The organism is Janthinobacterium sp. SUN137, assembly GCF_030587265.1.
Taxonomy (GTDB): Bacteria; Pseudomonadota; Gammaproteobacteria; order Burkholderiales; family Burkholderiaceae_D; genus Janthinobacterium; species Janthinobacterium kumbetense.
The window spans coordinates 903,867-929,373 of sequence record NZ_JAPWHZ010000001.1; the positions used below are offsets into that span (position 1 = coordinate 903,867).

Here is a 25,507-nt window from a genome sequence, read left to right on the forward strand (position 1 = left end):
TATCTTTATCCATTGGAGAATGTTTATGCTGCTCAAGACCAAAGTCCTTCCTCTCGCCCTCGCCCTCGCCTTTGCCGGCCATGCGGGCGCGCAGGAAATCATCAAGATCGGCCACGTCGCCCCGGTCTCTGGCGCCAGCTCCCACCTGGGCAAGGATAACGAGAACGCGGCCAAGATGGCCATAGAGGATTTGAACGCCAAAGGCTTCAAGATCGACGGCAAAGCCGTCAAATTCGTGCTGGTGCCCGAAGATGACGCAGCCGATCCCAAGCAGGGCACGGCCGTGGCGCAAAAGCTGGTCGACGCCAAGGTCAACGGCGTCGTCGGCCACCTGAATTCGGGCACGACGATTCCCGCCTCGCGCATTTACTTCAATGCGGGCATTCCGCAAATTTCCCCTGCCGCCACCAACCCCACGTATACCCAGCAAAAATTCAACACGGCCTTCCGCGTGGTGGCCAATGACAACAAGCTGGGCGGCACCCTGGGCGCGTATGCCGTGGGCAAGCTGCAGGCGAAGAAAATCGCCGTCATCGATGACCGCACGGCCTACGGCCAGGGCGTGGCGGAACAGTTCGTCAAAGGCGCCAAGAAGGCAGCGCCAGGCGTGCAAATCGTCGGCAAGGAATTTACCAATGCCAACGCGACCGATTTCAATGCCATTTTGACCAGCATCAAGTCGAAAAATCCCGACCTGATCTTCTTTGGCGGCATGGATTCCGTGGGCGGCCCCATGCTGCGCCAGATGAAGGCGCTGGGCATCAAGGCCAAGTTCATGGGCGGCGACGGCCTGTGCACGGAACCGCTGGGCAAGCTGGCGGGCGACGCCGTGGGGGAAGACATGGTCACCTGCGCGGAAGCGGGCGGCGTGACGGGCGCGCAGCAAAAAGGCATGGACGATTTCCGCGCCCGCTACAAGCAGAAATACAACATGGAAGTGCAGCTGTACGCGCCCTACGTCTACGATGCCGTGATGACCATGGCCACCGCCATGGCCGACGCCAAGTCGTCGAAACCGTCCGTCTACCTGCCATTCCTGGCCAAGGTGCACTACCAGGGCGTGACGGGGCCGATCTCGTTCGATGCCAACGGCGACATCAAGGATGGCGCGCTGACCTTGTTCACCTATCGAGATGGCAAGAAGACCAAGATGGAAGTGGTCAAATAATAGAACCTACTGCGCGGCGCGATTTGCGGCCTGCGATGCTCACTGTGCATTTGCACAGCTCCGCTTCTCAGCCACAACTCACATCCGCTCGCTACGGTTCTTGCTGTCCGGCCACATAAGCCAATAATCCTTCGGCCAGCGCGTCGAAGGTGGCGCGGCAGCGCAGGCTGCCGCGCAAGTCTTCATGCATGGTGACCCACGTTTCCATCGGCAGCGCAAACGCCTGCGGCAACACGCGCCGCAGGGCCGGATCGCGCGCCGCCAGCCCCGCCTGGCACACGCCGATGCCCGCGCCCGCGCGGATCAGGGCCAGCTGCGCCAGGTCGCTGTCGCTGCGCCAGGCAAAGTTGTCCCGCGAAAATCCCTGGAAGGCGGCGCCCGCGTTGCGCACGAAGGGGCTCACTTCGTCGTAGCCGATGACGGCATGGCGCGCCAGGTCGGCCAATGCCAGTGGGGTGCCGTGCCGCTCCAGGTAATCCGCGTGCGCATGCAGGCCCAATTCAATGTCCCCCACCTTGCGCGCCACCAGCTGCTCCTGGCGGGGGCGCAGCATGCGCACGGCGATGTCCGCTTCCCGGCGCAGCAAATCCTGCACTTTATTGCTCAATACCAATTCAATGGTCAAGTCCGGATGGCGCGCGCGCAGGCGGGCCAGGATAGTCGGCAGCACTTCCACGCCCACCACTTCGCTGGCCGCGATGCGCACGACGCCGGCCACGCCCTGCCCCTGGCTGCTGGCGGCACGCTCCATCAGGGCGGCAGTGTGCTCCATGGTTTCCGCATGGGGCCGCAACGCCAGCGCCACTTCCGTGGGGAGCAAGCCCAGCTGGGAGCGCGTAAACAGGGTCGCGCCCAGCGCCTGTTCCAGCGCGGCGATATGCCGGCCGACGGTGGGTTGCGTGATGCCCAGCGCGCGGGCCGCGCCGGACAGGGAACCGTGCTTCAGCACGGCCAGCAGCGAACGATAGTATTCCCAGGCGATGGCGGTAGTCATACATAAATGTATAGCCTGTGATCGATACTCGTCAATTCCCAATTAACCTTGCGCGGCAGATACTGGCTCCATCAACCACACGGAGGTCAGGATGGAAAACACGAAAAACACGGCATTGGTACTGGGCGCCACGGGCGGCATCGGCGGCGAGATGGTGCGCCAGCTCCTGGCGGCGGGCTGGCAGGTGCGCGCCCTGACGCGGGGAGAAACGCCGTCGCCACGGGGCGATCACGTCGAATGGCTGCGCGGCGATGCGCTGTCGCGCGCAGACGTGCTGGCGGCCGCGAAAGGCTGCGCCGTCATCGTGCACGCCGTCAATCCGCCCGGCTACCGCCACTGGGGCCAGCTGGTGCTGCCCATGCTCGACAACACCATCGCCGCGGCGATTGCCGAAAACGCCACCATCGTGCTGCCTGGCACCGTGTACAACTTCGGCCCCAACGCCTTTCCTGTCTTGACAGAGGACGCGCCGCAGCGCCCGCTCACGCGCAAGGGCGCCATCCGCGTGGAACTGGAAGCGCGCCTGGAACGGGCCGCCACGCAGGGCGCCAGGGTGCTGATCGTGCGCGCGGGCGACTTCTTCGGCCCCCGCGCCGGCAATAACTGGTTTTCGCAGGGGCTGGTGAAACCGGGCCAGAGCGTACGCAGCATCCTGTATCCGGGCGCGCCCGGCGTGGGCCACCAGTGGTCCTACCTGCCCGACGTGGCGCGCACGATGGTGCGATTGCTGGCCATGCGCGCCACCTTGCCCGCCTTTGCGCGCTTTCACATGGCGGGCCACTGGGACCACGACGGCCTGCAAATGACTGGCGCGATTGCCCGCGCGGTGGAGCAGGCGACGGGCGCGCCACCTGTCATCCGGCGTTTTCCGTGGTGGCTGGTGGCGCTGGCGTCGCCGTTCGTGGCGACCCTGCGCGAAATGCGCGAGATGCGCTATCTGTGGCAAACGCCCCTATCCATGGACAATGCGCGGCTGCTGGCCGTGCTGGGCCAGGAAGCGCATACGCCGCTCGACGAGGCGGTGCGGGCGACACTGGAAGGCATGGGCAATCTGAAGGCGGCAGACAAAAAAAATGCGCCGGGATTGCCGGCGCGCTGACTGCAGGTACTGCGGCACAGATTATTTCTGTGCCAGTACCCATTTGACCAGGGTGTGGGCTTCAGCATCGCTCACTTGCGGGTTCGCTGGCATCGGGATCGCGCCCCAGGTGCCGGAACCGCCCTTCATGACTTTCGCCACGAGCTTGGCTTCCGCGTCTTTCTGGCCAGCGTACTTGGCTGCCACGTCCTTGAACGCAGGGCCCACCAGTTTCGTGCTCACCGCGTGGCAAGCCATGCAGTTTTTTGCTTTCGCCAGGTCCGGATTGGCCAACGCTGCTTGCGATGCCAGAGCCGATACGGTCAATACACTCACCAACATAAAACGTTTCATTGTCTTTTCTCCAAAGTTACTTCCTGCGGCATTTTACTGTGTTTCCGCAGATGCACCACGAGCCCAGATCAAGCGTTTCAATGTAGTAACGCAATGTAGACGAGAGGCAGTCATATTCTGCCCCATCTGCGCGCCCATGACCATGTTGTTTGTAAGGCGATGTAACGACAGCCGGCCCCGCGCAGCAGATCGGGGCCGGCTGTCTTACCTGCGCAACAAATCAGCGCTTCTTCAGCTGCGACAGGTCGCGCACGGCGCCCCGGTCGGCCGACGTCGTCAGGGCCGCATACGCCTGCAGCGCCTGCGATACGTAGCGGTCGCGGTTGACGGGCAGCCAGGCCGCATCGCCCTTCGCTTCCATGGCGGCGCGGCGCGCGGCCAGTTCGGCATCCGTCACGCGCAGGTTGATCGTGCGCTCGGGGATGTCGATGTCGATGAAGTCGCCCTCTTCCACCAGGCCGATGGCGCCGCCTTCGGCCGCTTCCGGCGACGCATGGCCGATCACCAGGCCCGAGGAACCGCCCGAGAAGCGCCCGTCCGTGAACAGCGCGCACGCCTTGCCCAGGCCCTTGGATTTGATGTAGGACGTCGGGTACAGCATTTCCTGCATGCCGGGGCCGCCTTTCGGGCCTTCATAGCGGATGATGACGACGTCGCCTTCATGCACGGTGTCTTCCAGGATGGCAGCGACGGCCGCGTCCTGGCTTTCGAACACGCGCGCCTTGCCCGAGAATTTCAGGATGCTTTCATCGACGCCCGCCGTCTTGACGATGCAGCCCTTTTCGGCCAAGTTGCCGTACAAGACGGCCAGGCCGCCATCCTGCGAGTAGGCGTGGGCCTTGTCGCGGATGCAGCCCGTACTGCGGTCCGTGTCGACGGCGGCGAAGCGCTCCGACTGCGAGAACGCCGTCTGCGTCGGCACGCCGCCCGGCGCGGCGCGGAACAGTTCATGCACGGCCGGATTGTCCGTGCACATGATGTCGTTTTGCGCGATGGCGTCAGCCAGGGTGGGCGCGTGGATCGTCGGCAGGGTCGTGTTGAGCAGGCCGGCGCGCGCCAGTTCGCCCAAGATGCCCACGATGCCGCCCGCGCGGTGCACGTCTTCGATATGGTATTTGTCCGTCATCGGCGCCACCTTGCACAGGCACGGCACCTTGCGCGAGATGCGGTCGATATCGGCCATCGTGAATGCCACTTCCGCCTCGTGCGCGGCGGCCAGCAAGTGCAGCACGGTATTCGTCGAGCCGCCCATGGAGACGTCGAGCGCCATGGCGTTTTCAAACGCGGCCTTGGTGGCGATCGAGCGTGGCAGCACGCTGTAATCGTCCTGCTCGTAATGGCGCTTGGCCAGTTCGACGATCAGGCGGCCCGCGCGCAGGAACAGCTGCTGGCGGTCCGAGTGCGTGGCCAGGATGGTGCCGTTGCCGGGCAGGGCCAGGCCCAGCGCCTCGGTCAGGCAATTCATCGAGTTGGCCGTAAACATGCCGGAGCAGGAACCGCAGGTCGGACAGGCCGAGCGTTCAATTTCCGCCACATCGGCGTCGGACACCGTGCTGTCGCCCGCCTTGATCATGGCGTCGACCAGGTCCAGCTTGATGATCTTCTGCGTGCCGTTGACGACCTTGACGACCTTGCCCGCTTCCATCGGCCCGCCGGAAATGAACACGACGGGGATATTGATGCGCATGGCGGCCATCAGCATGCCCGGCGTGATCTTGTCGCAGTTCGAGATGCACACCATGGCGTCGGCGCAGTGGGCGTTGACCATGTATTCGACGGAGTCGGCGATCAGGTCGCGCGACGGCAGCGAATACAGCATGCCGCCGTGGCCCATGGCGATGCCGTCATCGACGGCGATGGTGTTGAATTCCTTGGCCACGCCGCCGGCCGCTTCGATTTCGCGCGCCACCATCTGGCCCAGGTCTTTCAAATGCACATGGCCGGGCACGAACTGGGTGAACGAGTTGACGACGGCGATGATCGGCTTGTCGAAGTCGCCATCCTTCATGCCGGTGGCGCGCCACAGGGCGCGGGCGCCAGCCATGTTGCGGCCGTGGGTGGTGGTGCGGGAGCGGTATTGCGGCATGATGGACCTTCCAAAAGTGTTGGTGCCTGACTGTGCGGGCTTACAGAAAAATTTGCAGTAAAACCCTGCATGCAGTGGGGGTACGCCAGATTGCCTTGCGCGCGTCCCACTGTCAAATATATGATGCACGTGTCTGTGAGTCGTTTTATGTATCACAGCATCCGATCAGCATGGAAATGCATATGAATCTTGAATTACGACAACTTCGCTATTTCGTCACGGTAGCCGAGGAATTGCACTTCGGCCGCGCCGCCGCGCGCCTGCACATGACGCAGCCGCCCCTGTCGCAAACCATCATGGCCCTGGAAGACTTGCTGGGCGCGCCCCTGTTCGTGCGCACCCGGCGCGAGGTGCAGCTGACGCCGGCCGGCAACGCCCTGCTGCCCGAGGCGCGCCGGCTGCTGGCCCAGGCGCAGGACTTGCCGGCGCTGGTGCGGCGGGCCGCGCAGGGCGAGGCGGGGCGTCTGAGCCTGGCGTTTGTTTCCTCGGCCGATTACAGCGTGCTGCCGCCGCTGCTGCGCGCGTATCAGACGGCTTATCCGCAGGTGCAGATCGCGCTGCAGGAAGCCACGTCCGACCTGCAGCTGGACGAATTGCTGGCCGGGCGCACGGATGCGGGCTTGCTGATCCCGCCCCTGCCCGAGAAGGCGAAGGGGGAACTCGATTACCTGCCCGTGCTGGCCGAACCGCTGGTGCTGGCCGCGCCGTCCGGCCTCGACATCTTGAACACGCCGGGCCCCGTACGCCTGCGCGACGTGCCGGCCCTGCCCCTGATCATCTTCCCGCGCGCGATCTCGCCCGCCCTGCATGACGCCATCCTCGGCGTGTTCCGCGCGGCCGGCATCACGCCTCAGATCGGCCAGGAAGCGATCCAGATGCAAACCATCGTCAGCCTCGTCTCGGCTGGCATGGGCATCGCGCTTGTGCCACAATCGGTATCGAATCTGATGCGCCCGGGCGTAGAATACAGGCCGCTGCAGGACGCCACGCCGCTGGTGGAAACAGGCCTGGCCTGGCGCCGCGACAACCCTTCCGCCGTGCTGCAAGGTTTCCTGGCGCTGCTGCGCAAGCAGATCGGCGGTACTGCCAGTTAAATTAAGTGGCCGCTAAGGCAAAAAACCGCAAGCGCCCCCATACTACGCAACCTTAGCTTTAAACAAAGAAAGAAACCCCATGCTGATACACCCGATGCCCGACCCGATAGCCATCCAGATCGGCCCGCTCGCCGTGCACTGGTACGGCCTGATGTATGTGCTGGCCTTCGCCCTGTTCATTATCCTGGGCCGCGTGCGCATCAAGCAGCCGCATATCGCCGTGCTGGGCTGGAAGAAGGAAGACCTCGACGACATGCTGTTCTACGGCATGCTGGGCGTGGTGATCGGCGGTCGCCTGGGCGAAGTGCTGTTCTACCGCCCCGAATACTTCATGCACAATCCGCTCGAGATCTTCATGGTGTGGCATGGCGGCATGTCCTTCCACGGCGGCTTCCTCGGCGTCATCCTGGCCATGTACCTGTGGAGCCGCAAGGCGGGCCGCAACCTGTTCGACGTGCTCGACTTCATCGCGCCGCTGGTGCCGCTCGGCTACGCGGCCGGCCGCCTGGGCAACTTCATCAATGCCGAACTGCCGGGCCGCATCGCCCCGGACACCCTGCCATGGGCCATGCAATGGCCGGGCATCCCGTATCCCGTGCACCCGTCGCCGATCTACCAGATGCTGGTCGACGGCATCCTGGTGTTCATCATCCTGTGGCTGTATGCGCGCAAGCAGCGTCCGCGCATGGCCGTGGGCGCCATGTTCACCCTGCTGTACGGCTGCGCGCGCTTCTTCACGGAATACTTCCGCACGCCGGACTGGGAAGTCGTGTGGCTGGGCGTGCCGATCACGTCGGGCCAGATGCTGTCCTTGCCGATGATCGTCGGCGCCATCGCGCTGCTCGTGTGGGCGTATAAAAGCCAGGTGATGGGCACGCCGCCCACCAAGGCCCGCCCCGCCAACACGTAAAACCGCTGTTCCCCCGATGGCGCGCCAGGCAGGCGCGCCATCCCCCTCCTCCGGCAACCTTTCCCTCAAAGCAGCACAATTTCCTTGCGGAATGAATCTTCGCTTGCGATAGCGCAATGATCGCTTTACCCTGCAACAAGAGCAGGGCATGCAATCATGCTGTGTTGGCAATTCGAGCGGGGAGTCCCATCCATGCAGTATGCGAGGAAGACCACGACATTCTGGCTGGCGCTGGCGGGCGGCTACGTGCTGGCGCAGCTGGCCTTGACGGCCTGGGCCGGGACGCGCGGTCCCGCCGTGAGCTACCTGTTCGGCGTGACGGCGCCACTGCTGGCGCTGGCCGCCTGCTGCCGCAACGCCAGCCTGAGCGCACCCGGCGTCGTGCGCACGGGCTGGGGCCTGTTTGCGGCCGCCATGCTGTTCTGGAGCGTGGGCATGGCCCTTTCTGCCTGGCAAGACCTGAGCGGCCATGTGGCGTCCGACACGACGTATTTCTCCGATTTTGCCTATTTCATGTATGGCGCGCCCTTGCTGCTGGCCATTTCCTCCGTCAGCGACCGGCACCCTTCGCGCACCCTGCAATGGCTGGACGCCGTGCAAGTGCTGCTGGCGGCCTACCTGACCTACACGGCCATCTTTTCCGTCTCGCCCTTCGACCAGCGCTCGATCGCGCCGATACCTGCCAGCCTGCTGGTGACGACGTACAACGTGGAAAACCTCGTCCTGGCCTGTTGCGCCTCGCTGCGCCTGCTGGCGCACCGCCGCGATGGCGCACAAGGGCGCTTCTACCTTCTGCTCAGTGTGTTCCTGTGGTGCTACGCCGCCTGCGCGGGCGCCTATAATTACCTGACCCTGCACGCGCTGGCCGAATCCGGTCCCAGCGAGATACTGCCCAGCATGCCTTTCCTGCTGCTGGCGGTGCTGGCCATGCGCGTGCAGCCGGGCGAGGAAGAGGCGCGGCCGCCGCGGCCATTGACCTTGCTGATTGACAACTTCAGCCCCATCTTCTTCACGGCAGCCCTGCTGGGATTGGGATTCGTCGTGCTGCGCGAGAATTTTTACCTGGCGGCCAGCGCCCTGTTTGTCGCGCTGACGGTCCACGCGCTGCGCTCGGCCACCCTGCAAAGCCGCTACATGCAAAGCGAACTGGCCTTGCGCGCGGCGCATGACAAGCTGGAAAAGCTGTCGCTGACGGATGGCTTGACGGGCATCGCCAACCGGCGCTGCTTCGACCAGACCCTGCAGCTGGAGTGGCAGCGGGCCGCGCGCAACCAGCAAGCGCTGGCGCTGCTGATCATCGATATCGATTTCTTCAAAAGCCTCAACGATACCTTCGGCCACCCGTATGGCGACGCGTGCCTGGTGCAGATCGCGGCGGCCCTGCATTCCGCGCTGCCGCGCGCCAGCGACCTGGCGGCCCGCTTCGGCGGCGAGGAGTTTGCCGCCATCCTGCCCGCCACCGATGGCGCGGGCGCCCTGGCGGTGGCGCACAAGATGCAGGAAGCGATCGCCGCGGCCGCCATCGCCCACGCGCCGTCGCGCGGCGGCCTGGTCACGGCCAGCATCGGCCTGGCCTTGAGTGACGCAGGACAAACGCCGGAAGCATTGCTGGCCGCCGCCGACCAGGCCCTGTACCGGGCCAAGCAGAATGGCCGCAACCGGGTCGAAGTCTAGGCTTTCAGCTTGCCGGTAATGACTTTCCATTGCGCCGGCGTCACGGGCGTGATCGACAGGCGACTGCCCTTCTTCAGCAGCAGCATGTCTTCCAGCTCCGGCATCTGGCGCATCTCGGACAGGGGCAGCAGCGCCGTCTTCTTCAGGCCGCGCACGTCGACGCTGATCCAGCGCGGCTGTTCAGGCGTCGCCTTGGCATCGAAATATTTGCCGCCCGCTTCAAACTGGCTGTGATCGGGATACGCGCCGCTGGCCACTTCAGCCACGCCCGCCACGCCCGGCTGCGGGCAGCTGGAATGGTAGAACAACACGCCATCGCCCGGCTGCATGCCATCGCGCATGAAGTTGCGCGCCTGGTAGTTGCGCACGCCAAACCACGGCATGGTGTGCTGCGGCGCGGCCATCAGGTCGTCGATGCTCACTTCATCGGGTTCGGATTTCATCAGCCAGTATTGTTTCATGTTCACTCCCTATCAAAAGCAACAGGCGTAAAAAAACGGCTGAGCATGATGCTGCAACCGTTTTCTTGGTACTGCAAATTGGGCCCCGCCTGTGCCGCTATGCCGGCATCCCGAACCAAACGGTTCAAGGTGGTCACGTTAGTTCAATTTCGGGTTCGTCGAACGAGCGACGCTCACTCCCATCAAACAAAATTCGCAACCGATGCGCATAAATGGTTCAAGGAATATATGGCAATCGCGAACACCGCAGGGTAGACCCAAGTTTACTCCTTTGATCGCGCATCGCAAAGACAAATCGTCGCGTACGCGCTTAAAAAAGGTTTTCCTGGGGCGTCAGAGCACTATCCAATACTGTGTGCATGGCCGAGATTTTCTGCTTCACTTCCAGTATCGTCAATTCCGACAGCGGACCTTGCGGCGACTTCACGGACAGGAATTCCGCAGCCACGCCCAAGGCGGCCAGCACGGCGATGCGGTCGTTGCCCTTGACCTTGCCCGCGTCGCGGATGGCTTTCATTTTGCTATCGAGATAGATCGCCGCTTCGCGCAGCGCGCGCTCTTCGCCGTCGCGGCACACCATGCTGTAGGACTGGCCCATGATATTGACATCGACACGCGGCATTACGCTTCCTTCTCGTTCTCGGCAATATAGGCGCCCGCTTCCGAAGCGGCTTGCTCCAGGCCAGCTTGCACCAGTTCGGGAATTTTTTCCAGCAACGCTTCCACCCGCTCCTGCGCCTCGCGCATGCGTTGCACGTACAGGGCGTTGTCGGCGGCCAGCGCGGCATTGTCCTTGCGCAATTGCGCGTTTTCACGGCGCAGCGCATGGGTCATTTCGGCCAGCAGGCCTATTTTGTCGGATAATTCGTTGAATTCGGAAATCATCCCGCCACTATAGGGCGGACGCTCCATGGGCGTCAATCGAATCACGCCGCTGTCACACATATTTACATCAATGCAGGGCAGTTGGCGGACAATACACGCTTTTTCCGGCGCTTTTCGCCATCTGCACGCATCCGCCAGCGCCGCGATGGCAGCGTTTTACTCGTCGACGTAATCGGGTTCGATATCCAGTCCGCCATAGCGGTTTTCGCAAGAGCGGCGCGTCAGCGTCTGTTGTCCACTCTTGCCGTCAAGCACCATCGTCAAGTCGCGGCAAGTACTGCGGTAGCTGCCAGGTTTGGCGTCCGTCCCCGAAGGCGTCAGGCGCACTGCCAGCGGCACCGCATTGCCCAGGCCCTTGTTGCTCCACTGGCGCGTCTTGCCATCCTCTTCATCCTTCAAGGTGCGCACGGCGGCCGTCAGCAAGGCTTGTTTTTCCTTGGCATTCAGCTTGGCGATGGTCACGTCGGACAGGAATGGCGGATACACGACGGGCGCCGGATCCTTGCCCTGCACATCCCAGCGGCCGCTGTTTTGCGAACAGGTGCGGCGGCTCAGGTCCTGCGACTTGTCGCCTGCCGTGACGACGAATTTCAGGTCGCGGCAGACGTGCGCCTTCAGGCTGTGCTCCGTCATGCCGGAGTTGCTGAAGTTATACGTGACTTTCACCAGCACGCCGCGGTCGCCGCCGTTATCCCACACATGGGCTTCCTGGTCGTCGTCGTCCTTGTTCAAGTCGTTGAACAAGTCATTGAGCAGCATGTCCTTTTCCAGCGGGGTCAAAGCCGCCACGGTGATTTCATCGACGATGGTGGGCGTTTGTGCGGCGGCATTGCCCAGGCAGGCGAGGCCGATGACGGTAGCGCCCAGCAGGCGCAGGGCGGGACGGGAAAGCGGGAATGGCATGGTGTTCTTTCTGGCGCGAGCGGTGATATGTGGCGATATTGATATGCAATTGCAATCATCTTATCAAATTTCATAGTCAAACTCTGTTTCCTGTGCGTACAGGAACACCCCCTCTCCGAACGACATGCTAGAGTCGCGCCTGTTGCTGACGCCCGGGAACGAGGCTTGTGCTGGCGCAAACCCTGTGTAGATGCAGGCTCTGCTCAGCATCTATCTATATGTTCCCCTTGAATAAGCCCCCTACCGTCCCTATAATTAGCACTCGTTAGTAGAGAGTGCTAACAAACTCTTTCGTAGCAATCCTCAGGACATGATGGTGTATGCCGGACAACAGCAGGGAACGCTACGCGGCGGGCGACGCCGCGATGCCACCACTGCCCAGCGCCGGCACGCACTCGATGCCATGGGGTTTGCTTGACCGTTGCGGGCTGCTTTCAACGGCGGTCACTGAAAGCAGGCCTGGCGCTGCGCCAGGCATGTATTCATTTAGCAACACTTATCCATTGAACTTTAAGGAGTTTTGTATGAATCTGCGCCCATTGAACGATCGCGTCATCGTCAAACGCCTCGACCAGGAAACCAAAACTGCGTCCGGCCTCATCATTCCTGATGCAGCTGCTGAAAAACCGGATCAAGGCGAAGTCCTTGCCGTAGGCAATGGCAAGATTCTCGACGACGGCAAAGTCCGTCCTCTGGATGTCAAAGTGGGCGACCGCGTCCTGTTCGGCAAGTACGCCGGCCAAACCGTCAAAGTTGACGGCGATGAGCTGCTGGTCATGCGCGAAGAAGACATCATGGCGATCGTCGTCAAGTAATTGTTTCCACGTTGTAGACAGATACATCCCGAAACTCAGGAGAATTGAACATGGCAGCTAAAGAAGTAGTATTCGGCGACGCAGCGCGCGCCAAGATGGTCGAAGGCGTCAACATCCTCGCCAACGCAGTCAAAGTAACGCTGGGCCCGAAAGGCCGCAACGTGGTCCTGGAGCGCTCGTTCGGCGCCCCTACCGTCACCAAGGATGGTGTGTCGGTAGCGAAAGAAGTTGAACTCAAAGACAAGCTCATGAACATGGGCGCGCAAATGGTCAAGGAAGTTGCTTCCCGCACCAGCGACAACGCCGGCGACGGCACCACCACCGCGACCGTGCTGGCACAAGCCATCGTGCGCGAAGGCATGAAGTTCGTTGCCGCCGGCATGAACCCGATGGACCTGAAGCGCGGTATCGACAAGGCTGTTGCAGCCACCGTCGAAGAACTGGCGAAAATCGCCCGTCCTTGCACTACGACCAAGGAAATCGCCCAAGTTGGCGCGATCTCGGCCAACTCGGACTACTCGATCGGCGAGCGTATCGCTGAAGCGATGGAAAAAGTCGGCAAAGAAGGCGTCATCACCGTAGAAGACGGCAAGTCGCTGAACGACGAGCTGGACATCGTTGAAGGCATGCAGTTCGACCGCGGCTACCTGTCGCCATACTTCATCAACAACCCAGAGAAACAAGTTGCCGTACTGGACAGCCCATTCGTCCTGCTGTGCGACAAGAAAATCTCGAACATCCGTGACCTGCTGCCGGTACTGGAACAAGTCGCAAAAGCTGGCCGTCCACTGCTGATCATCGCGGAAGACATCGAAGGCGAAGCGCTGGCGACCCTGGTTGTGAACAACATCCGCGGCATCCTGAAAACTTGCGCAGTGAAAGCCCCTGGCTTCGGCGACCGCCGCAAAGCCATGCTGGAAGACATCGCTGTCCTGACCGGCGGCCAAGTGATCGCTGAAGAAGTCGGCCTGACCCTGGAAAAAGTGACCCTGGCCGAACTGGGCCAGGCGAAACGCATCGAAGTGGGCAAGGAAAACACCATCGTTATCGATGGCGCCGGCGAAGCTGCCTCGATCGAAGCACGCGTGAAACAAGTACGCGTACAGATCGAAGAAGCGACCTCGGACTACGACCGTGAAAAACTGCAAGAGCGCGTCGCCAAACTGGCTGGCGGCGTTGCCGTGATCAAGGTTGGCGCAGCCACCGAAGTCGAAATGAAAGAGAAAAAAGCCCGCGTTGAAGATGCACTGCACGCAACCCGCGCTGCCGTGGAAGAAGGCATCGTGCCTGGCGGTGGCGTAGCCCTGCTGCGCGCACGCGCCAACATCACGGTCAAGGGCGACAATCCTGATCAAGACGCTGGTATCAAGATCGTCCTGCGCGCAATGGAAGAGCCACTGCGCATGATCGTGCAAAACGCTGGCGAAGAAGCTTCGGTCGTCGTGGCAGCCGTACTGGCTGGCTCGGGCAACTACGGCTACAACGCTGCCAACGGCACGTATGGCGACATGGTTGAAATGGGCGTCCTGGACCCAGCCAAAGTGACCCGTTCGGCGCTGCAAAACGCCGCTTCGATCGCTTCGCTGATGCTGACGACCGACTGCATGGTCTGCGAAATCGCTGACGACAAAGCAGGCGGCGGCATGGGCGGCGGCATGGGTGGTATGGGCGGCATGGGCGGCATGGACGGCATGATGTAATGTCCGGCGGCCAGTCGCGCAGGCGACGGCGCGACTGGCCGCATACGCAGGGACAGGGCTGGCAGACCAAAAGCTGCCAGCGCCTCCCGGCGGCCCCGAAAGCCACCTTCTACGGAAGGTGGCTTTTTTTCGCCTGGCGCACCCTCAGTTCTGGCCGAGGCTCTCCGGATACACGATGGACGATGCATAATCAATGCGATTCTCCGTATCATCGGGCGGCAGACTGTTCGCGGCATATTTGATACCGGCAGCCAGCAAAGTCATGCTATGCCGCCCGAATGCCCCGACATCAACGTCGGGAAAAGTCATGCGGATGTCGCGCCGGTGATCACGCGTTTGATTGAATTTGGTCGATACCTTGCGGACAAACGACAGCGCCTCGCCATCAAGATACACACGGTAGATATTCGGATCCGTCGTCACCACGCACCCGCGCCAATGCAAGAAGAACCAGCCGGTTGCCGGGCTGGGATCAAAGGCAATCGTTGCGCGCACATCGCACGCCTTGCTGCTATACGCCAGATGTTGCGCCAAGCCCCCTCCCAGCGAGTGGCCGACCAGGTCGATGGGCGCTTGCACGCCCTCGGACCTGTTCTTGGCTGCCTTGCAGACAGGCGACGATGTCGTCTTCGGCAACACCCGCACCAGCGCTTCGATCAGGCGCCCCCCTTCTATACGGGCCTCGCTAAACTGGGGATTGGCGCCTACTCCAAAATCGACGTTGCTGAAGTTGGCGATCCAGTCGCTGCGCCACTCATACTTGGTATTTTCCGTACCGCGAAAGGCCAGCACCGCCTCCAGCGGGCGGCCCGACGCGTCCAGCCTGATGTAGGTCTCATATTGCAAGCCCCTGGCGCCACGGCAAGGTTGCAGCGGGCGACCTTGTTCCCCCGCTGGCTGCATGCCCAGTTTCCTGATAAGTTGCTGGTTCAGCCGAAACCACCCATCGGGCAAGCCACTGCGCAAGGGGGGCGAGTCCGTGGCGGTAACATAATCGCAGGCGCGCTCCTGGCGCTCCGACACATCAAGATCACGCCGGTAAACTGCTTCGGCCATGTCGGCATGCTTTGATATCTGGCGCAGCATGGCAAGCGCCTCGCCGGTCGGCAAGGTCTTTTCCACGGCGCCGGCAGCAGTATGCGCCGATTCATGGAGCGTTGGAAACTGCTTATCCGTGCTTGCGCACGCAGCCAGAAAACATGACGCAATAAGCAGCGCCGTACGTTTGATCATGTTCATCGTTTCTCCGTGGACGTTGATGTGCTGAGCCCAAACCCGGACATTCCGTGCCTCGCCAGCGCAACAGACAGCCTGCAACAGGGCGTCTGCACCAAAGTTAGCACATAAGCAATTTCATACAAGCACTAATTGATTCAATTTGGAAATTTCATGGGGCCATGTTTTTTAATAACATATCAAAGGTAAACCGAAGGCAGGAGCGTCCAGCCCTGGATGCGGCACCCGCCCCGTGAACAGCTGCTTACCTGCCCCGGCGATTGCCGGCCTGGGCGTTTTGCTTTAGCATGGCCGCCATCGTCCCTCTTTCTCACGCTCACCATCATGCCGCCACGCGCCTCCTCTTCCAAAACCACCATCATCGCAGGCATCCTGGCCGGCTTGCTGGCCGCCGGGCTCGGCGCGTTCTACCTGCACCAGCAATCCGCGCCGCAGGCAGGCAATGCCCCCGCCGCGAGCAACCAGACGGCGGCGCCGGAGCAGAACGCGCGCGCAATCGATGCCTTGATGGCTTTGCCGGAAATCAAGGCCTGGTCGGCGCATATCGAAAAGGCATCGGGCGGCCGCGCCCATGGCGCCGTGATGGAAACGTCGCCCGAGACGCGCCTCGTCGATGGCGTCGCCTGTTATCAGCTGAGCTTTTTCGAAAATACGCCCGATGCGGCGCATCGGTGGGAGAGTTTCGTCGTCTCGCCCGACGGCAAGCGCATCCTCGTCGACGACATCGTCAGCGCTGAGCTGATCAGCCTGGAACAATGGCGCAAGGACAATGCGCCCATGCAGCGCGTCGCCACCCAGTAACACCCCTGCGCCGGCGACGGGCGCGATGGCCAGGGACGCTTGCCTTGCAGCGCAAGCTTTACTTTTTGGCATCGAAGCCCGATACTCGCCCACATGCCAGCCATCACTGTCCGCCCCCTCGCGCCAGACGACGTTGCCGCCTACCGCGCGCTGCGCCTGGCCGGCATCGCCGAACTGCCCGCCGCCTTCTGCACCACGCATGCGGCGGAAAGCGGCTTGCCGCTGGCACAGATAGCCCAGCGCTTGCGCGCCACTTCCCACCAAATAATATTTGGCGCTTTCGACGAGGAACAATTGATCGCGCTGGCAGGCCTGCGCCGCGAACCGATTGCCGTCGTGCATGACAAGGCCAGCCTGTGGGGCGTGTACGTGGCGCCGCAGGCGCGCGGGCGCGGCGCGGGACGGCAACTGGTGCAGGCCGCCATCGCCCATGCATGCACCATTCCCGAACTGGGCCGCGTGCGCCTGGCCGTGGCGCAGGACAGCCACGCGGCATTGACCCTGTACCTCGGTTGCGGTTTTACCCTGGAAGACTGTCCCGCATCGGATGGCATGCTGCAAATGCAGCTGTGGCTGCCCCGCCCGGCACGCGCAAGTGCCGAAAGTAATGTCTTTATGAAAATCAATACCTTACAAATCTCTGCGAAATAGCGGACAGGCCGTTTTTTCTGTTGCAAGCAAACGCGGCAGGCCTTAGCATCGCGGCTTACAAAAAAAACTTGGGGGAGAGCCAATGTCATCGGCCGAGACACAAACCGCCACGGGCAAAATGCCGCGGCAAATACCGTACATCATCGCCAACGAAGGCTGCGAACGCTTCAGCTTCTACGGCATGCGCAACATCCTGACGCCATTCCTCATCAGCACCTTGCTGCTGATGATCCCGATCGACCAGCGCACGGGCGAAGCCAAGCACGTCTTCCACACCTTCGTCATCGGCGTGTACTTCTTCCCGCTGCTGGGCGGCTGGCTGGCCGACCGCTTCTTTGGCAAATACAACACCATCTTCTGGCTCAGCCTCGTGTATTGCGCCGGCCATGCCTGCCTGGCCCTGTTTGAAAACAGCGTCAACGGCTTCTATTTCGGCCTGTTCCTGATCGCCTTCGGTTCCGGCGGCATCAAGCCGCTGGTGGCCTCGTTTGTCGGCGACCAGTTCGACCAGACCAACAAGCACAAGGCCAAGCTGGTATTCGACCTGTTCTACTGGATCATCAACTTCGGCTCCTTCTTCGCTTCGCTGCTGATGCCGATGTTCCTGCGCGACTTCGGCCCGTCGATCGCCTTCGGCATCCCCGGCCTGATGATGCTGGCCGCCACCATCGTCTTCTGGATGGGCGCCAAGAAATACGTGCACGTGCCGCCGGCGCCGCCGAATCCCGACTCGTTCACCCGCGTGGCCCGCACGGCCTTGCTGGCGCGCGTCGACGGCGGTTCCCGTCCCGGCCTGTACGTGGCCTACGTCGGCGTGATCGGCGCCCTGTATGCGTTCTACAGCATTCCCGAATGGGGCTTCGTGATTTCTGCGTGTACCGCACTGGTATTGCTGCTGGCCTTCGGCAGCATCGGCACGGCCATGCAGCTGGAACGCGCACGCGGCATCCACCCTGACGAAGCCGTCGAAGGCGTGCGCGCCGTGTTGCGCATCCTCGTCATCTTCGCCCTCGTCACGCCGTTCTTCTCGCTGTTCGACCAGAAGGCCTCGACGTGGATCGTGCAAGCGAACACCATGGAAAAACCAAGCTGGTTCCTGCCGGCGCAGATGCAGGCGTTGAACCCGATGCTGGTGATGCTCTTGATCCCGTTCAACAACCTGGTGCTGTACCCGATGCTGAACCGCTTCGGCCTGGAAGCGACGGCCCTGCGCCGCATGACGGCCGGTATCGGCTTTTCCTCGCTGGCGTGGATCGTCATCGGTCTGCTGCAGCTGGCGCTCGACAGCGGCAACGCCGTCTCCATCATGTGGCAGATCCTGCCGTACGCCCTGCTGACGTTCGGCGAAGTGCTGGTCTCGGCGACGGGCCTGGAGTTTGCGTACAGCCAGGCGCCCGTGTCCATGAAGGGCGCCATCATGAGCTTCTGGAACCTGTCGACCACGGTGGGCAACCTGTGGGTGCTGATCGTCAACCGCAGCGTCATGAACGAAGGCGTGATCGGCAAGATCGCCGAGAGCGGCATCAGCGTGACAGCCTTCCAGATGTTCTTCTTCGCCGCCTTCGCCGCCGTGGCCATGCTGGCCTTCGGCCTGTATGCGAAGCGCTACAAGATGGTGGACAACTACCGCCAGGCAGTCATCCCGGCGAAAGCGTGATGCCGGTTTGATGTAACGCAAAAGGGCGCCCTCGGGCGCCTTTTTTTACGTCGTCACCGTCGGCCCGTCGCGCCCCGTGCGCGCGCGGATCTGCGCCACTGTTTCCGCCACGGCGATCAGCCCCGCCAGCGCTTGCTGGGTCGGCAAGTCATGCTGGGCCGGATCGGCTGCGTAGCGCTCCAGGTACAGGCGCAGGGTGGCGCCTTCGGTACCCGTGCCGGACAGGCGCAGCACGATGCGCGCGCCGTCCGTCATGATGATGCGGATGCCCTGCTGCGTCGCCACCGAGCCGTCGACGGGGTCCGTGTAGCTGAAATCGTCGGCCAGCGCCACCGTGTAGCCGCCCAGCGCCTGGCCCGGCAAGGCGGCCAGCTGGCCGCGCACGGCGTCCATCAGCTGCGCCGCGCCGGCGCTGTCGATGTCTTCGTAATCGTGGCGCGAATAGTAATTGCGGCCATGGGTGGCCCAGTGGGCGCGCACGATCTCTTCCACCGATTGCTTTTTCTCAGCCAGCAGGTTGAGCCAGAACAACACGGCCCACAGGCCATCCTTTTCGCGCACGTGGTTCGAGCCCGTGCCGTAGCTTTCTTCGCCGCACAGGGTGGCCAGGCCCGCGTCGAGCAGGGTGCCGAAGAACTTCCAGCCCGTCGGCGTCTCGTAGCACGGTATGCCCAGCGCGCTGGCGACCCGGTCGGCCGCGCCCGACGTGGGCATGGAGCGGGCGATGCCTTTCAGCCCGGCGCGGTAGCCGGGCGCCACGGTGGCGTTGGCGGCCAGGATGGCCAGGCTGTCCGAGGGCGTCACGTCGAAGCGGCGGCCGACGATCATGTTGCGGTCGCCGTCGCCATCCGAGGCGGCGCCGAAGTCGGGCCCATCGTCGGCCGCCATGATGGCGATCAATTCCTGCGCGTTGACGGGATTCGGGTCCGGGTGGCCGCCGCCGAAATCTTCCAGGGGCACGCCGTTGATGACGCTGCCCTTGGGCGCACCCAGCATGCCTTCCAGGATGGCCGTCGCATACGGGCCGGAAACGGCGTGCATGCCGTCAAAGCAGATGCGCAAGCCGCCCGCGAACAGGGCGCGGATGGCGTCGAAGTCGAACAGCTGCTGCATCAGTTCCGCGTAATCGAGCACCGGGTCGATCACCTCGACCGTCATCTGTTCGATACGCACCACTCCCAGGGTATCGAGGTCGATGTCGGCAGCGTCGCTGATGCGGTATTCGGTGATCGTTTGCGTGCGCGCAAACATGGCCTCGGTGACTTTTTCGGGCGCCGGGCCGCCATTGGCGATGTTGTACTTGATGCCGAAATCGCCGTCGGGGCCGCCCGGGTTATGGCTGGCCGACAGGATCAGGCCGCCGCTGGCGCCATGCTTGCGGATGACGCAGCTGACGGCCGGCGTCGACAGGATGCCGCCCTGTCCCAGCAGCACGCGCGCGTAACCGTGCGCGGCCGCCATGCGCAGCACCGTCTGGATGGCCGCGCGGTTGTAATAGCGGCCGTCGCCGCCCAGCACCAGGGTCTGGCCGCGGCAGTCGCCCAGCGTGTCAAAAACGCTCTGCACGAAATTTTCCAGGTATTGCGGTGCGCTGAAGACAGCCACCTTCTTGCGCAAGCCCGAAGTGCCGGGCCGCTGGCCCGCTACCGGCGCCGTATTGATGATTTGAATAGCCATCTTGCCTCCTTATTAACTTCCGATGGTAACGCATGCCAGGCAAGCGGCAAAGCGTTGTACATCTGCCACGGTGCGCCAAGCCGCTTAGCACCACATCCCGGCATGACATATAATGAGAATCATTCTCATATGCGGCATTCCTGGCTGCGGACTCATATATCGGACGCCGTGGTTGCACGCTATTACCAAGAACTGTTGAACTTTTGCTGGCGCAGCTTGCGCAACCGCGAGGCCGCTGCCGACCTGGTGCAGGAAAGCTATGCGCGCGTGCTGGGTGAAGCGGCCGTGCGCGAACCGCGCGCGCTGCTGTACCGCACGGCGCGCAACTTGCTGATCGACAAGCACCGCCGCGCCGCCTTGCGCCAGCACGAGGAGCTCGACGCCCTGCCGGAGGCCGCGCATCCGGCCGCCCCCCGTCATCTGCAGCCGGAACAGGCGCTGGAAAGCAGCCAGGACTGGCAAGCCTGCGTGGCCGCCATCGACGCCTTGCCGCCCCGCTGCCGCGACGCCTTCGTGCTGCACGTGTTCGAGGAATTGCCGCACGCGCAGATCGCCGCGCGCATGGGCATTTCCGTGAGCATGGTGGAAAAACATATCGCGCGCGGCATGCTCAGTTGCCAGGCGCAGTTGCATTCTTTGCGGGAAGCCACATAATGGCGCCCATGACCGCCCACTCGCCCCGCCATGATTTCGGCCCCTCTGCCCAGGAGCAGGCGGACTTGCGCGAGTACGCCGACTTTGCCGCCACGCAAGATGGCGTGGCGCTGGCAGCCGCCACCTGGTTCAGCCGGCGCGGCAACCTCGATGCGCAGGGCCAGTCGGAGTTTGCCGCCTGGCTGGCGGCCGATGCGTTGCACGCGCAGGCATATGCGCAGCTGCAGCAGACCCACCGCGCAGCACTGCGGATTCCCGCGCAAGTCGCCGCGCGCTGGGCGGTGCCCCCGACTGCGGCGCCATTGCCGCGCCGCCCGTTTCTGCGCTCCCTGCGCGCGCTGCCGTATGCGGCCGCCGCCATGCTGCTGCTGAGCGTGGGCGCGGGCGGCTACCGGTGGTGGCAACAGCAAGCCGTGTTCAGCCAGTCGTATGCCACCGTGCGCGGCCAGCGCCTGGCCGTCGCGCTGCCCGACGGCAGCCAGCTGCAGCTCGATACGGCCACGCAGCTGCACGTCACCCTGTACCGCCAGCGGCGCGAAGTGCGCCTGGCGCACGGCGAAGCGCTGTTCCAGGTGCAATCGAAGCAGGGCCAGCCCTTCGACGTGCTGAGCGGTCCCTTGACAGTGACGGTGGTAGGCACGCAGTTTTCCGTGCGCAATACCCTCGAACACGACGGCAAGCTGCGCGTGGCCGTGCAGCATGGCCAGGTGCGCGTGGCGGGTGCGCGGCAAGACCGGGTCGACCTGCGGGCCGGCCAGGGCGTCAGCAGCGATGCCAGCGGCCGCCTGTCGGCCATCGCCAGCCTGGCCCCGGGCAGCGTGGCGTCGTGGCGCGACGGCAGGGTCACCTTCGACAACGTGCCGCTGGGCGCGGCGCTGGCCGAGTTCGAACGCTATGGCGACACGGGCTTCGTCGTGCACGATCCCGCCGTCGCCAGGCTGCGCATCGGCGGCAGCTTCAGCCTGACCCAGCTGGACCGTTTCGCCGCTGCCCTGCCGCAACTCTTGCCCGTGCAGATCGTGCGCAGCGGCACCGTCAGCACCATCGGCATGGCGCCGAAAGCCGCCGCGCAGGCACCGGCCATGCAACTGCAATAAATGAAAATAATTCGCATTCGCAGGTGAGGGTTTTCTCCGCTGCCGCGTCTACCAAGTTAATCGACAATAAATTAACCTGGAGAAATGCAACATGTGGTCCCCCCGCCTCAATCTGACACCCGCTCCCCTCGCCCTGGCCGCCATGCTGGCCTTGGGCAACATCCCCCTGGCACAGGCGCAAACCTTGTCCCCCGTCAAACTGGCCATCGCCGCCCAACCGCTGGGGCAAGCCCTGAATGAGCTGGCACGGCAAGCCAATCTGCAACTGCTGTTTGCGCCGGAACTGGTGGCCGGCAAGACGGCGCCTGCCGTCAGCGGCACCCTGAGCGTGGCCGACAGCCTGGAGCGCCTGCTGGCCGGCAGCGGCCTGGCCGCCAGCATCGACGGCAACAGCGTCATCATCCGCCCGGCACCCGCCGCCACGGGCAAGGTGGCGACCCTGGCGGAAATCACCGTCAGCGCGCGCCAGGACGCGACCATCGATACCGAGCTGACGAAGTCGTATGCGGCGCAAGCGGTGAGCATCGGCAAGGGCCGGCAAAGCCTGCGCGACATTCCCCAGTCCGTCTCCGTGCTGACGCGCCAGCAGCTGAACGACCAGAATTTGCTGAGCCTGGACGACGCCATGCGCGGCGTGACGGGCATCACCGTCGAAGCGAGCAGCACGGGCGGCAACCACGGCAATTTTTACTCGCGCGGCCATGCGCTTGACTCGGTGCAGGTCGATGGCGTGATGACGCCCGCCAGCACGGGTAACGACCTGTCGGCCGGCTACGGCCTGGCCATCTATGACCGCGTGGAAGTGCTGCGCGGCCCCGCCGGCCTGTTCCAGGGCGCGGGCGATCCGGGCGGCACCATCAACCTGGTGCGCAAGCGGGCGCGCGACACCTTCGCCGCCAGCGGCGTGCTCAGCGCGGGTTCCTGGGACCGCTACTATGCGGAAGCGGACGTCACGGGCCCCCTGAGCGCGGATGGCAAGGTGCGCGGCCGCCTGGTGGCCGCCTATGAACACCGGCGCTCCTTCGTCGACCACGTGTATGCGGAAAAACCGCTGCTGTACGGCACCGTCGCCATCGACCTGGCGCCGGGCACCGTGCTGACGGGCGGTGTCACCTGGCAGGAATACAAGGGCCGTCCCGCCTTCGGCCTGCCCGCCTATGAAGACGGGCGCCTGCTCGACGTGCCCCGCTCGACCTACCTGGACCCGGCCTGGAACCACATCACGGAAAAGGTCACGGAATATTTTGCCGAACTCGATCACAAGCTGGACAACGGCGGCCAGTTCAAGGTGACCGCCCTGTCCCGCGAACAGGACGAACCATCGCGCCATTTCGGCTGGTCCGATTGTTCGGCAGACCCTGTCACGGGCGACAGCTGCCTGATCACCTGGAGCTACCGCAGCCACTGGAAGACGCAGGGACTCGATGCTTACCTGGCCACGCCCTTCCAGGCGTTCGGCCGTAGCCACGACCTGATCGTGGGCGCCGACTACCGCCAGGTGCACAAGAATTTCCGCTACGGCGGCGGCAAGGACACCCCGATCAACATCTTCCATCCGGATAACAATATCCCCCAGCCCAGCTACACTTTTACTGACGGAAACGACAACCGCACCAAACAGTTCGGCCTGTATGCGCGCACCCGCCTGCAGGCGACGGACCGGCTGGCCGTCAACCTGGGCGGGCGCCTGACGCACCGAAATAACCATACCGTCAGCCGCAATACGTATTTCAACCAGTTCACCGACGTCAGCAACACCATCAAGGCCAAGTTCACGCCGTACGCGGGCCTGGTCTATGAGCTCGACAAGCAGGTGTCGGCCTACGGCAGCTACACGCGTATCTTCTCGCCCCAGACCAGCACGGATGCAGCAGGCCAAACCCTGAAGCCGCGCACGGGCCAGCAATTCGAACTGGGCTTGAAGGCGGAGCTGTTCGACAAGAACGTCAACGCGCATGCGGCCCTGTTCCGCATGGAAGACGAGAACCGCGACATGCCCGATCCGGCCAACCCGCTGTTTTCCATCGGCGCCGGCAAGATGCGCAGCCAGGGCCTGGAAGCCGAGCTGAGCGGCAGCCCCCTGCCGGGCTGGAACATCACGAGCGGCTATTCCTACACCAGCACGCGCACCCTCGAAGGCAGCGATGACCAGAAGGCGCAACTGTATTCCTTCATCGCGCCACGGCATAACTTCAACCTGTGGACCAATTACCGGCTCGCCGGCGCGCTCGACAAGATCAGCGTGGGCGGTGGCTTGCGCAGCGTCAGCAGCATGTACCGCCTGAACGGGCCCGTGAAATTCGAACAGGGCCCCGTCACCACGGTGGGCTTGCAGGCGGGGTACCGCCTCAGTCCCACGCTGGAACTGTCGTTGACGGTGAACAACCTGTTCGACAAAAAGTACTACACGCGCGTGTGGGCCGCGTATGGTTCCAACTTCTATGGCGAACCGCGCAACGCCATGCTGACCCTGCGCGGCCAGCTGTAAACTCGCGCTCCCGCGCACGCACGGCCGCCGCGTCACTGCGGTGGCCGTGCGCGTTTACAACATCACACTCTTGCATGTCTCGCAACCTCGCACTATAATAAGAATAGTTCTCATTCACATTTGGATTCCGTTCGGAGTCTGCATCTCGCATGTCCCGCCTGCCATCGACCGGCCAGGACGGCATGGCCGATGCGCAGCTGGATGACACGCTGCGCCAGCCAGGCATCCCTGCCAAGCAAGCCTTCCCATATCCATAACGCAAAAAGGTCGTTTCATGGCGCGAGCACGTTCGCTGGCCGGCGCTGCCGCCGCCACTTTCCGGTACTTTGCACCGCTGCGACAACCACGTTTCTCACCACAAACTAAGGCATACACCATGCACCTCACTTCCATCGCGCGCCTCGGCGCCCTCGCCGCCGCCCTGCTGGGCGCGGCCCTCGTTTCCGGCACGGCCAGCGCGCACCAGATCTGGCTGCAGCAGGACGGCAAGGCGGCCAGCGTGTACTTCGGAGAATTCGGCGACAACCTGCGCGAAGCCTCGCCCGGACTGCTGGACAAGTTCAGCATCAAGAACGTGACGTGGGTGTCCGCCAAGGGCGCGCAGCCGCTGCAGGCGAGCAAGACGGCCGGCGCGTTCATCCTGAATGGCAAGGTGGGCGCCGGCGAAAGCATCATCGTCGAGGAAGACAACTACCCGTCGTGGGAAGAGAAAAAGGATGGCAAGGCCACGCGCACCGTGTGGGTCCCGGCCGCGCGCCTGATCGCCGACGGCAAGGCGCAAGCGCCCGCGCTGACCCTGGACCTGGTGCCGACCGGCAAACCAGGCCAGTTCCAGGTCAGCTACCAGGGCAAGCCGCTGGCGCAAGCCAAGGTCAACGCCGTGGTGCAGTCGGGCTGGGGCAAGGAAGCGTGGAGCGATGCGCAAGGCCTGGTCAGCTTCCCGCTGCCATGGAAGGGCAGCTATGTGCTGGAAGTGCAGCACACGGACAAGACGGCCGGCCAGCGCGGCACGCAAGCCTATGACAAGGCCATGTTCGTGACGACCCTGAGCCTGGTGCAGCCGCAAGGCGTGACGCCGCTGCCGGCCGGCCCGGCCCTGCCACCGAGCAAGGATCACGACTGAC

Annotated in this window: 23 protein-coding genes and 1 other RNA gene; 14 read left to right on the top strand and 10 right to left on the bottom strand. The window is 63.4% G+C overall.

Annotated elements, in window-relative coordinates:
• Positions 1-25 precede the first annotated feature (25 nt).
• Positions 26-1,168, top strand: coding sequence for a branched-chain amino acid ABC transporter substrate-binding protein (locus O3298_RS04185; protein ID WP_070301412.1), 1,143 nt, complete (start codon positions 26-28; stop codon positions 1,166-1,168).
• Positions 1,169-1,259: 91 nt separating this feature from the next.
• Here the strand turns inward: O3298_RS04185 and O3298_RS04190 are convergent, their stop codons facing one another.
• On the bottom strand, positions 1,260-2,162 hold the full coding sequence (locus O3298_RS04190) for a LysR family transcriptional regulator (RefSeq protein ID WP_289911278.1): 903 nt from the start codon (positions 2,160-2,162) through the stop codon (positions 1,260-1,262).
• Positions 2,163-2,253: 91 nt separating this feature from the next.
• Between O3298_RS04190 and O3298_RS04195 the strand changes: the two genes are divergently transcribed.
• Complete coding sequence (locus tag O3298_RS04195; protein WP_289911279.1) at positions 2,254-3,261, top strand: NAD-dependent epimerase/dehydratase family protein; 1,008 nt, start codon at positions 2,254-2,256, stop codon at positions 3,259-3,261.
• A gap of 21 nt (positions 3,262-3,282) precedes the next feature.
• Here O3298_RS04195 and O3298_RS04200 read toward each other — a convergent pair whose 3' ends face one another.
• Both O3298_RS04200 and ilvD read right to left on the bottom strand, forming a co-directional pair.
• Positions 3,283-3,594, bottom strand: coding sequence for a c-type cytochrome (locus O3298_RS04200; protein ID WP_099666767.1), 312 nt, complete (start codon positions 3,592-3,594; stop codon positions 3,283-3,285).
• Positions 3,595-3,814: 220 nt separating this feature from the next.
• Positions 3,815-5,680, bottom strand: coding sequence for a dihydroxy-acid dehydratase (gene ilvD, locus O3298_RS04205; protein ID WP_289898712.1), 1,866 nt, complete (start codon positions 5,678-5,680; stop codon positions 3,815-3,817).
• 182 nt (positions 5,681-5,862) lie between these two features.
• On the opposite strand from ilvD, the gene O3298_RS04210 reads away from it, so the two are divergent.
• The 3 genes from O3298_RS04210 (at position 5,863) to O3298_RS04220 (ending at position 9,358) form a co-directional block, all read left to right on the top strand.
• The gene (locus O3298_RS04210; protein WP_289911280.1) at positions 5,863-6,774 is read left to right on the top strand and encodes a LysR family transcriptional regulator; all 912 of its coding nucleotides are present in this window, start codon (positions 5,863-5,865) and stop codon (positions 6,772-6,774) included.
• Positions 6,775-6,853: 79 nt separating this feature from the next.
• Positions 6,854-7,684, top strand: coding sequence for a prolipoprotein diacylglyceryl transferase (gene lgt / locus O3298_RS04215; protein WP_152283306.1), 831 nt, complete (start codon positions 6,854-6,856; stop codon positions 7,682-7,684).
• A gap of 156 nt (positions 7,685-7,840) precedes the next feature.
• Complete coding sequence (locus O3298_RS04220; RefSeq protein ID WP_305058579.1) at positions 7,841-9,358, top strand: diguanylate cyclase; 1,518 nt, start codon at positions 7,841-7,843, stop codon at positions 9,356-9,358.
• On the opposite strand, the gene O3298_RS04225 is transcribed toward O3298_RS04220, so the two are convergent.
• From O3298_RS04225 to O3298_RS04245, 5 genes are all read right to left on the bottom strand, one after another.
• Positions 9,355-9,819, bottom strand: a complete 465-nt coding sequence (locus O3298_RS04225; protein WP_099666763.1) for an EVE domain-containing protein — start codon at positions 9,817-9,819, stop codon at positions 9,355-9,357. The two genes, O3298_RS04220 and O3298_RS04225, sit on opposite strands and share 4 nt — an antisense overlap.
• Before the next feature lie 78 nt (positions 9,820-9,897).
• Positions 9,898-10,075: non-coding RNA, 6S RNA (ssrS, locus tag O3298_RS04230), on the bottom strand.
• Between the two features lie 54 nt (positions 10,076-10,129).
• Positions 10,130-10,441 carry a cell division protein ZapA gene (locus O3298_RS04235; RefSeq protein ID WP_034747344.1) on the bottom strand — a complete coding sequence of 104 codons (312 nt, stop codon included), beginning with the start codon at positions 10,439-10,441 and terminating at the stop codon, positions 10,130-10,132.
• The gene (locus O3298_RS04240) at positions 10,441-10,731 is read right to left on the bottom strand and encodes a DUF904 domain-containing protein (protein WP_306558416.1); all 291 of its coding nucleotides are present in this window, start codon (positions 10,729-10,731) and stop codon (positions 10,441-10,443) included. Before O3298_RS04240 ends, O3298_RS04235 begins: the two co-directional genes overlap by 1 nt.
• 129 nt (positions 10,732-10,860) lie before the next feature.
• Positions 10,861-11,607 carry a hypothetical protein gene (locus O3298_RS04245; RefSeq protein ID WP_305058580.1) on the bottom strand — a complete coding sequence of 249 codons (747 nt, stop codon included), beginning with the start codon at positions 11,605-11,607 and terminating at the stop codon, positions 10,861-10,863.
• Between the two features lie 524 nt (positions 11,608-12,131).
• Here O3298_RS04245 and groES point away from each other — a divergent pair.
• Positions 12,132-12,422, top strand: coding sequence for a co-chaperone GroES (groES, locus tag O3298_RS04250; protein ID WP_010400979.1), 291 nt, complete (start codon positions 12,132-12,134; stop codon positions 12,420-12,422).
• A 50-nt stretch (positions 12,423-12,472) separates the two neighbouring features.
• A complete protein-coding gene (groL, locus tag O3298_RS04255; protein WP_034786546.1) occupies positions 12,473-14,122 on the top strand; it encodes a chaperonin GroEL in 1,650 nt (549 codons plus the stop codon).
• 144 nt (positions 14,123-14,266) lie between these two features.
• On the opposite strand, the gene O3298_RS04260 is transcribed toward groL, so the two are convergent.
• Positions 14,267-15,361, bottom strand: coding sequence for a hypothetical protein (locus O3298_RS04260; RefSeq protein ID WP_305058581.1), 1,095 nt, complete (start codon positions 15,359-15,361; stop codon positions 14,267-14,269).
• A gap of 321 nt (positions 15,362-15,682) precedes the next feature.
• On the opposite strand from O3298_RS04260, the gene O3298_RS04265 reads away from it, so the two are divergent.
• The 3 genes from O3298_RS04265 to O3298_RS04275 all read left to right on the top strand — a co-directional run bounded on the left by O3298_RS04265 (position 15,683) and on the right by O3298_RS04275 (position 18,467).
• On the top strand, positions 15,683-16,159 hold the full coding sequence (locus tag O3298_RS04265; protein WP_289916933.1) for a hypothetical protein: 477 nt from the start codon (positions 15,683-15,685) through the stop codon (positions 16,157-16,159).
• 93 nt (positions 16,160-16,252) lie between these two features.
• On the top strand, positions 16,253-16,810 hold the full coding sequence (locus O3298_RS04270; RefSeq protein WP_289916934.1) for a GNAT family N-acetyltransferase: 558 nt from the start codon (positions 16,253-16,255) through the stop codon (positions 16,808-16,810).
• Between the two features lie 82 nt (positions 16,811-16,892).
• Entirely contained in the window at positions 16,893-18,467 is a 1,575-nt protein-coding gene (locus O3298_RS04275; protein ID WP_305058582.1) for an oligopeptide:H+ symporter, read from the top strand.
• A 45-nt stretch (positions 18,468-18,512) separates the two neighbouring features.
• Here the strand turns inward: O3298_RS04275 and O3298_RS04280 are convergent, their stop codons facing one another.
• Positions 18,513-20,144 (bottom strand): alpha-D-glucose phosphate-specific phosphoglucomutase, encoded by a 1,632-nt coding sequence (locus tag O3298_RS04280; RefSeq protein ID WP_289903811.1) that lies wholly within the window; start codon positions 20,142-20,144, stop codon positions 18,513-18,515.
• A gap of 168 nt (positions 20,145-20,312) precedes the next feature.
• On the opposite strand from O3298_RS04280, the gene O3298_RS04285 reads away from it, so the two are divergent.
• The 4 genes from O3298_RS04285 (at position 20,313) to O3298_RS04300 (ending at position 25,506) form a co-directional block, all read left to right on the top strand.
• Positions 20,313-20,798, top strand: coding sequence for a sigma-70 family RNA polymerase sigma factor (locus O3298_RS04285; protein WP_289903810.1), 486 nt, complete (start codon positions 20,313-20,315; stop codon positions 20,796-20,798).
• Complete coding sequence (locus tag O3298_RS04290; RefSeq protein WP_305058583.1) at positions 20,798-21,895, top strand: FecR domain-containing protein; 1,098 nt, start codon at positions 20,798-20,800, stop codon at positions 21,893-21,895. The genes O3298_RS04285 and O3298_RS04290 overlap by 1 nt, the downstream gene beginning before the upstream one ends.
• Before the next feature lie 91 nt (positions 21,896-21,986).
• On the top strand, positions 21,987-24,383 hold the full coding sequence (locus O3298_RS04295) for a TonB-dependent receptor (RefSeq protein ID WP_305058584.1): 2,397 nt from the start codon (positions 21,987-21,989) through the stop codon (positions 24,381-24,383).
• A 376-nt stretch (positions 24,384-24,759) separates the two neighbouring features.
• Positions 24,760-25,506: a DUF4198 domain-containing protein gene (locus O3298_RS04300; RefSeq protein WP_305058585.1), complete on the top strand. Its 747-nt coding sequence runs from the start codon at positions 24,760-24,762 to the stop codon at positions 25,504-25,506.
• Position 25,507 lies beyond the last annotated feature (1 nt).

Excerpts from the sequence above, each read along its gene's own strand:
- O3298_RS04185 (WP_070301412.1), top strand. The coding sequence starts at position 26 with ATGCTGCTCAAGACCAAAGTCCTTCCTCTCGCCCTCGCCCTCGCCTTT.
- O3298_RS04190 (WP_289911278.1), bottom strand. The coding sequence starts at position 2,162 with ATGACTACCGCCATCGCCTGGGAATACTATCGTTCGCTGCTGGCCGTG.
- O3298_RS04195 (WP_289911279.1), top strand. The coding sequence starts at position 2,254 with ATGGAAAACACGAAAAACACGGCATTGGTACTGGGCGCCACGGGCGGC.
- O3298_RS04200 (WP_099666767.1), bottom strand. The coding sequence starts at position 3,594 with ATGAAACGTTTTATGTTGGTGAGTGTATTGACCGTATCGGCTCTGGCA.
- ilvD (WP_289898712.1), bottom strand. The coding sequence starts at position 5,680 with ATGCCGCAATACCGCTCCCGCACCACCACCCACGGCCGCAACATGGCT.
- O3298_RS04210 (WP_289911280.1), top strand. The coding sequence starts at position 5,863 with ATGAATCTTGAATTACGACAACTTCGCTATTTCGTCACGGTAGCCGAG.
- lgt (WP_152283306.1), top strand. The coding sequence starts at position 6,854 with ATGCTGATACACCCGATGCCCGACCCGATAGCCATCCAGATCGGCCCG.
- O3298_RS04220 (WP_305058579.1), top strand. The coding sequence starts at position 7,841 with ATGCTGTGTTGGCAATTCGAGCGGGGAGTCCCATCCATGCAGTATGCG.
- O3298_RS04225 (WP_099666763.1), bottom strand. The coding sequence starts at position 9,819 with ATGAAACAATACTGGCTGATGAAATCCGAACCCGATGAAGTGAGCATC.
- O3298_RS04235 (WP_034747344.1), bottom strand. The coding sequence starts at position 10,441 with ATGCCGCGTGTCGATGTCAATATCATGGGCCAGTCCTACAGCATGGTG.
- O3298_RS04240 (WP_306558416.1), bottom strand. The coding sequence starts at position 10,731 with ATGGAGCGTCCGCCCTATAGTGGCGGGATGATTTCCGAATTCAACGAA.
- O3298_RS04245 (WP_305058580.1), bottom strand. The coding sequence starts at position 11,607 with ATGCCATTCCCGCTTTCCCGTCCCGCCCTGCGCCTGCTGGGCGCTACC.
- groES (WP_010400979.1), top strand. The coding sequence starts at position 12,132 with ATGAATCTGCGCCCATTGAACGATCGCGTCATCGTCAAACGCCTCGAC.
- groL (WP_034786546.1), top strand. The coding sequence starts at position 12,473 with ATGGCAGCTAAAGAAGTAGTATTCGGCGACGCAGCGCGCGCCAAGATG.
- O3298_RS04260 (WP_305058581.1), bottom strand. The coding sequence starts at position 15,361 with ATGAACATGATCAAACGTACGGCGCTGCTTATTGCGTCATGTTTTCTG.
- O3298_RS04265 (WP_289916933.1), top strand. The coding sequence starts at position 15,683 with ATGCCGCCACGCGCCTCCTCTTCCAAAACCACCATCATCGCAGGCATC.
- O3298_RS04270 (WP_289916934.1), top strand. The coding sequence starts at position 16,253 with ATGCCAGCCATCACTGTCCGCCCCCTCGCGCCAGACGACGTTGCCGCC.
- O3298_RS04275 (WP_305058582.1), top strand. The coding sequence starts at position 16,893 with ATGTCATCGGCCGAGACACAAACCGCCACGGGCAAAATGCCGCGGCAA.
- O3298_RS04280 (WP_289903811.1), bottom strand. The coding sequence starts at position 20,144 with ATGGCTATTCAAATCATCAATACGGCGCCGGTAGCGGGCCAGCGGCCC.
- O3298_RS04290 (WP_305058583.1), top strand. The coding sequence starts at position 20,798 with ATGGCGCCCATGACCGCCCACTCGCCCCGCCATGATTTCGGCCCCTCT.
- O3298_RS04295 (WP_305058584.1), top strand. The coding sequence starts at position 21,987 with ATGTGGTCCCCCCGCCTCAATCTGACACCCGCTCCCCTCGCCCTGGCC.
- O3298_RS04300 (WP_305058585.1), top strand. The coding sequence starts at position 24,760 with ATGCACCTCACTTCCATCGCGCGCCTCGGCGCCCTCGCCGCCGCCCTG.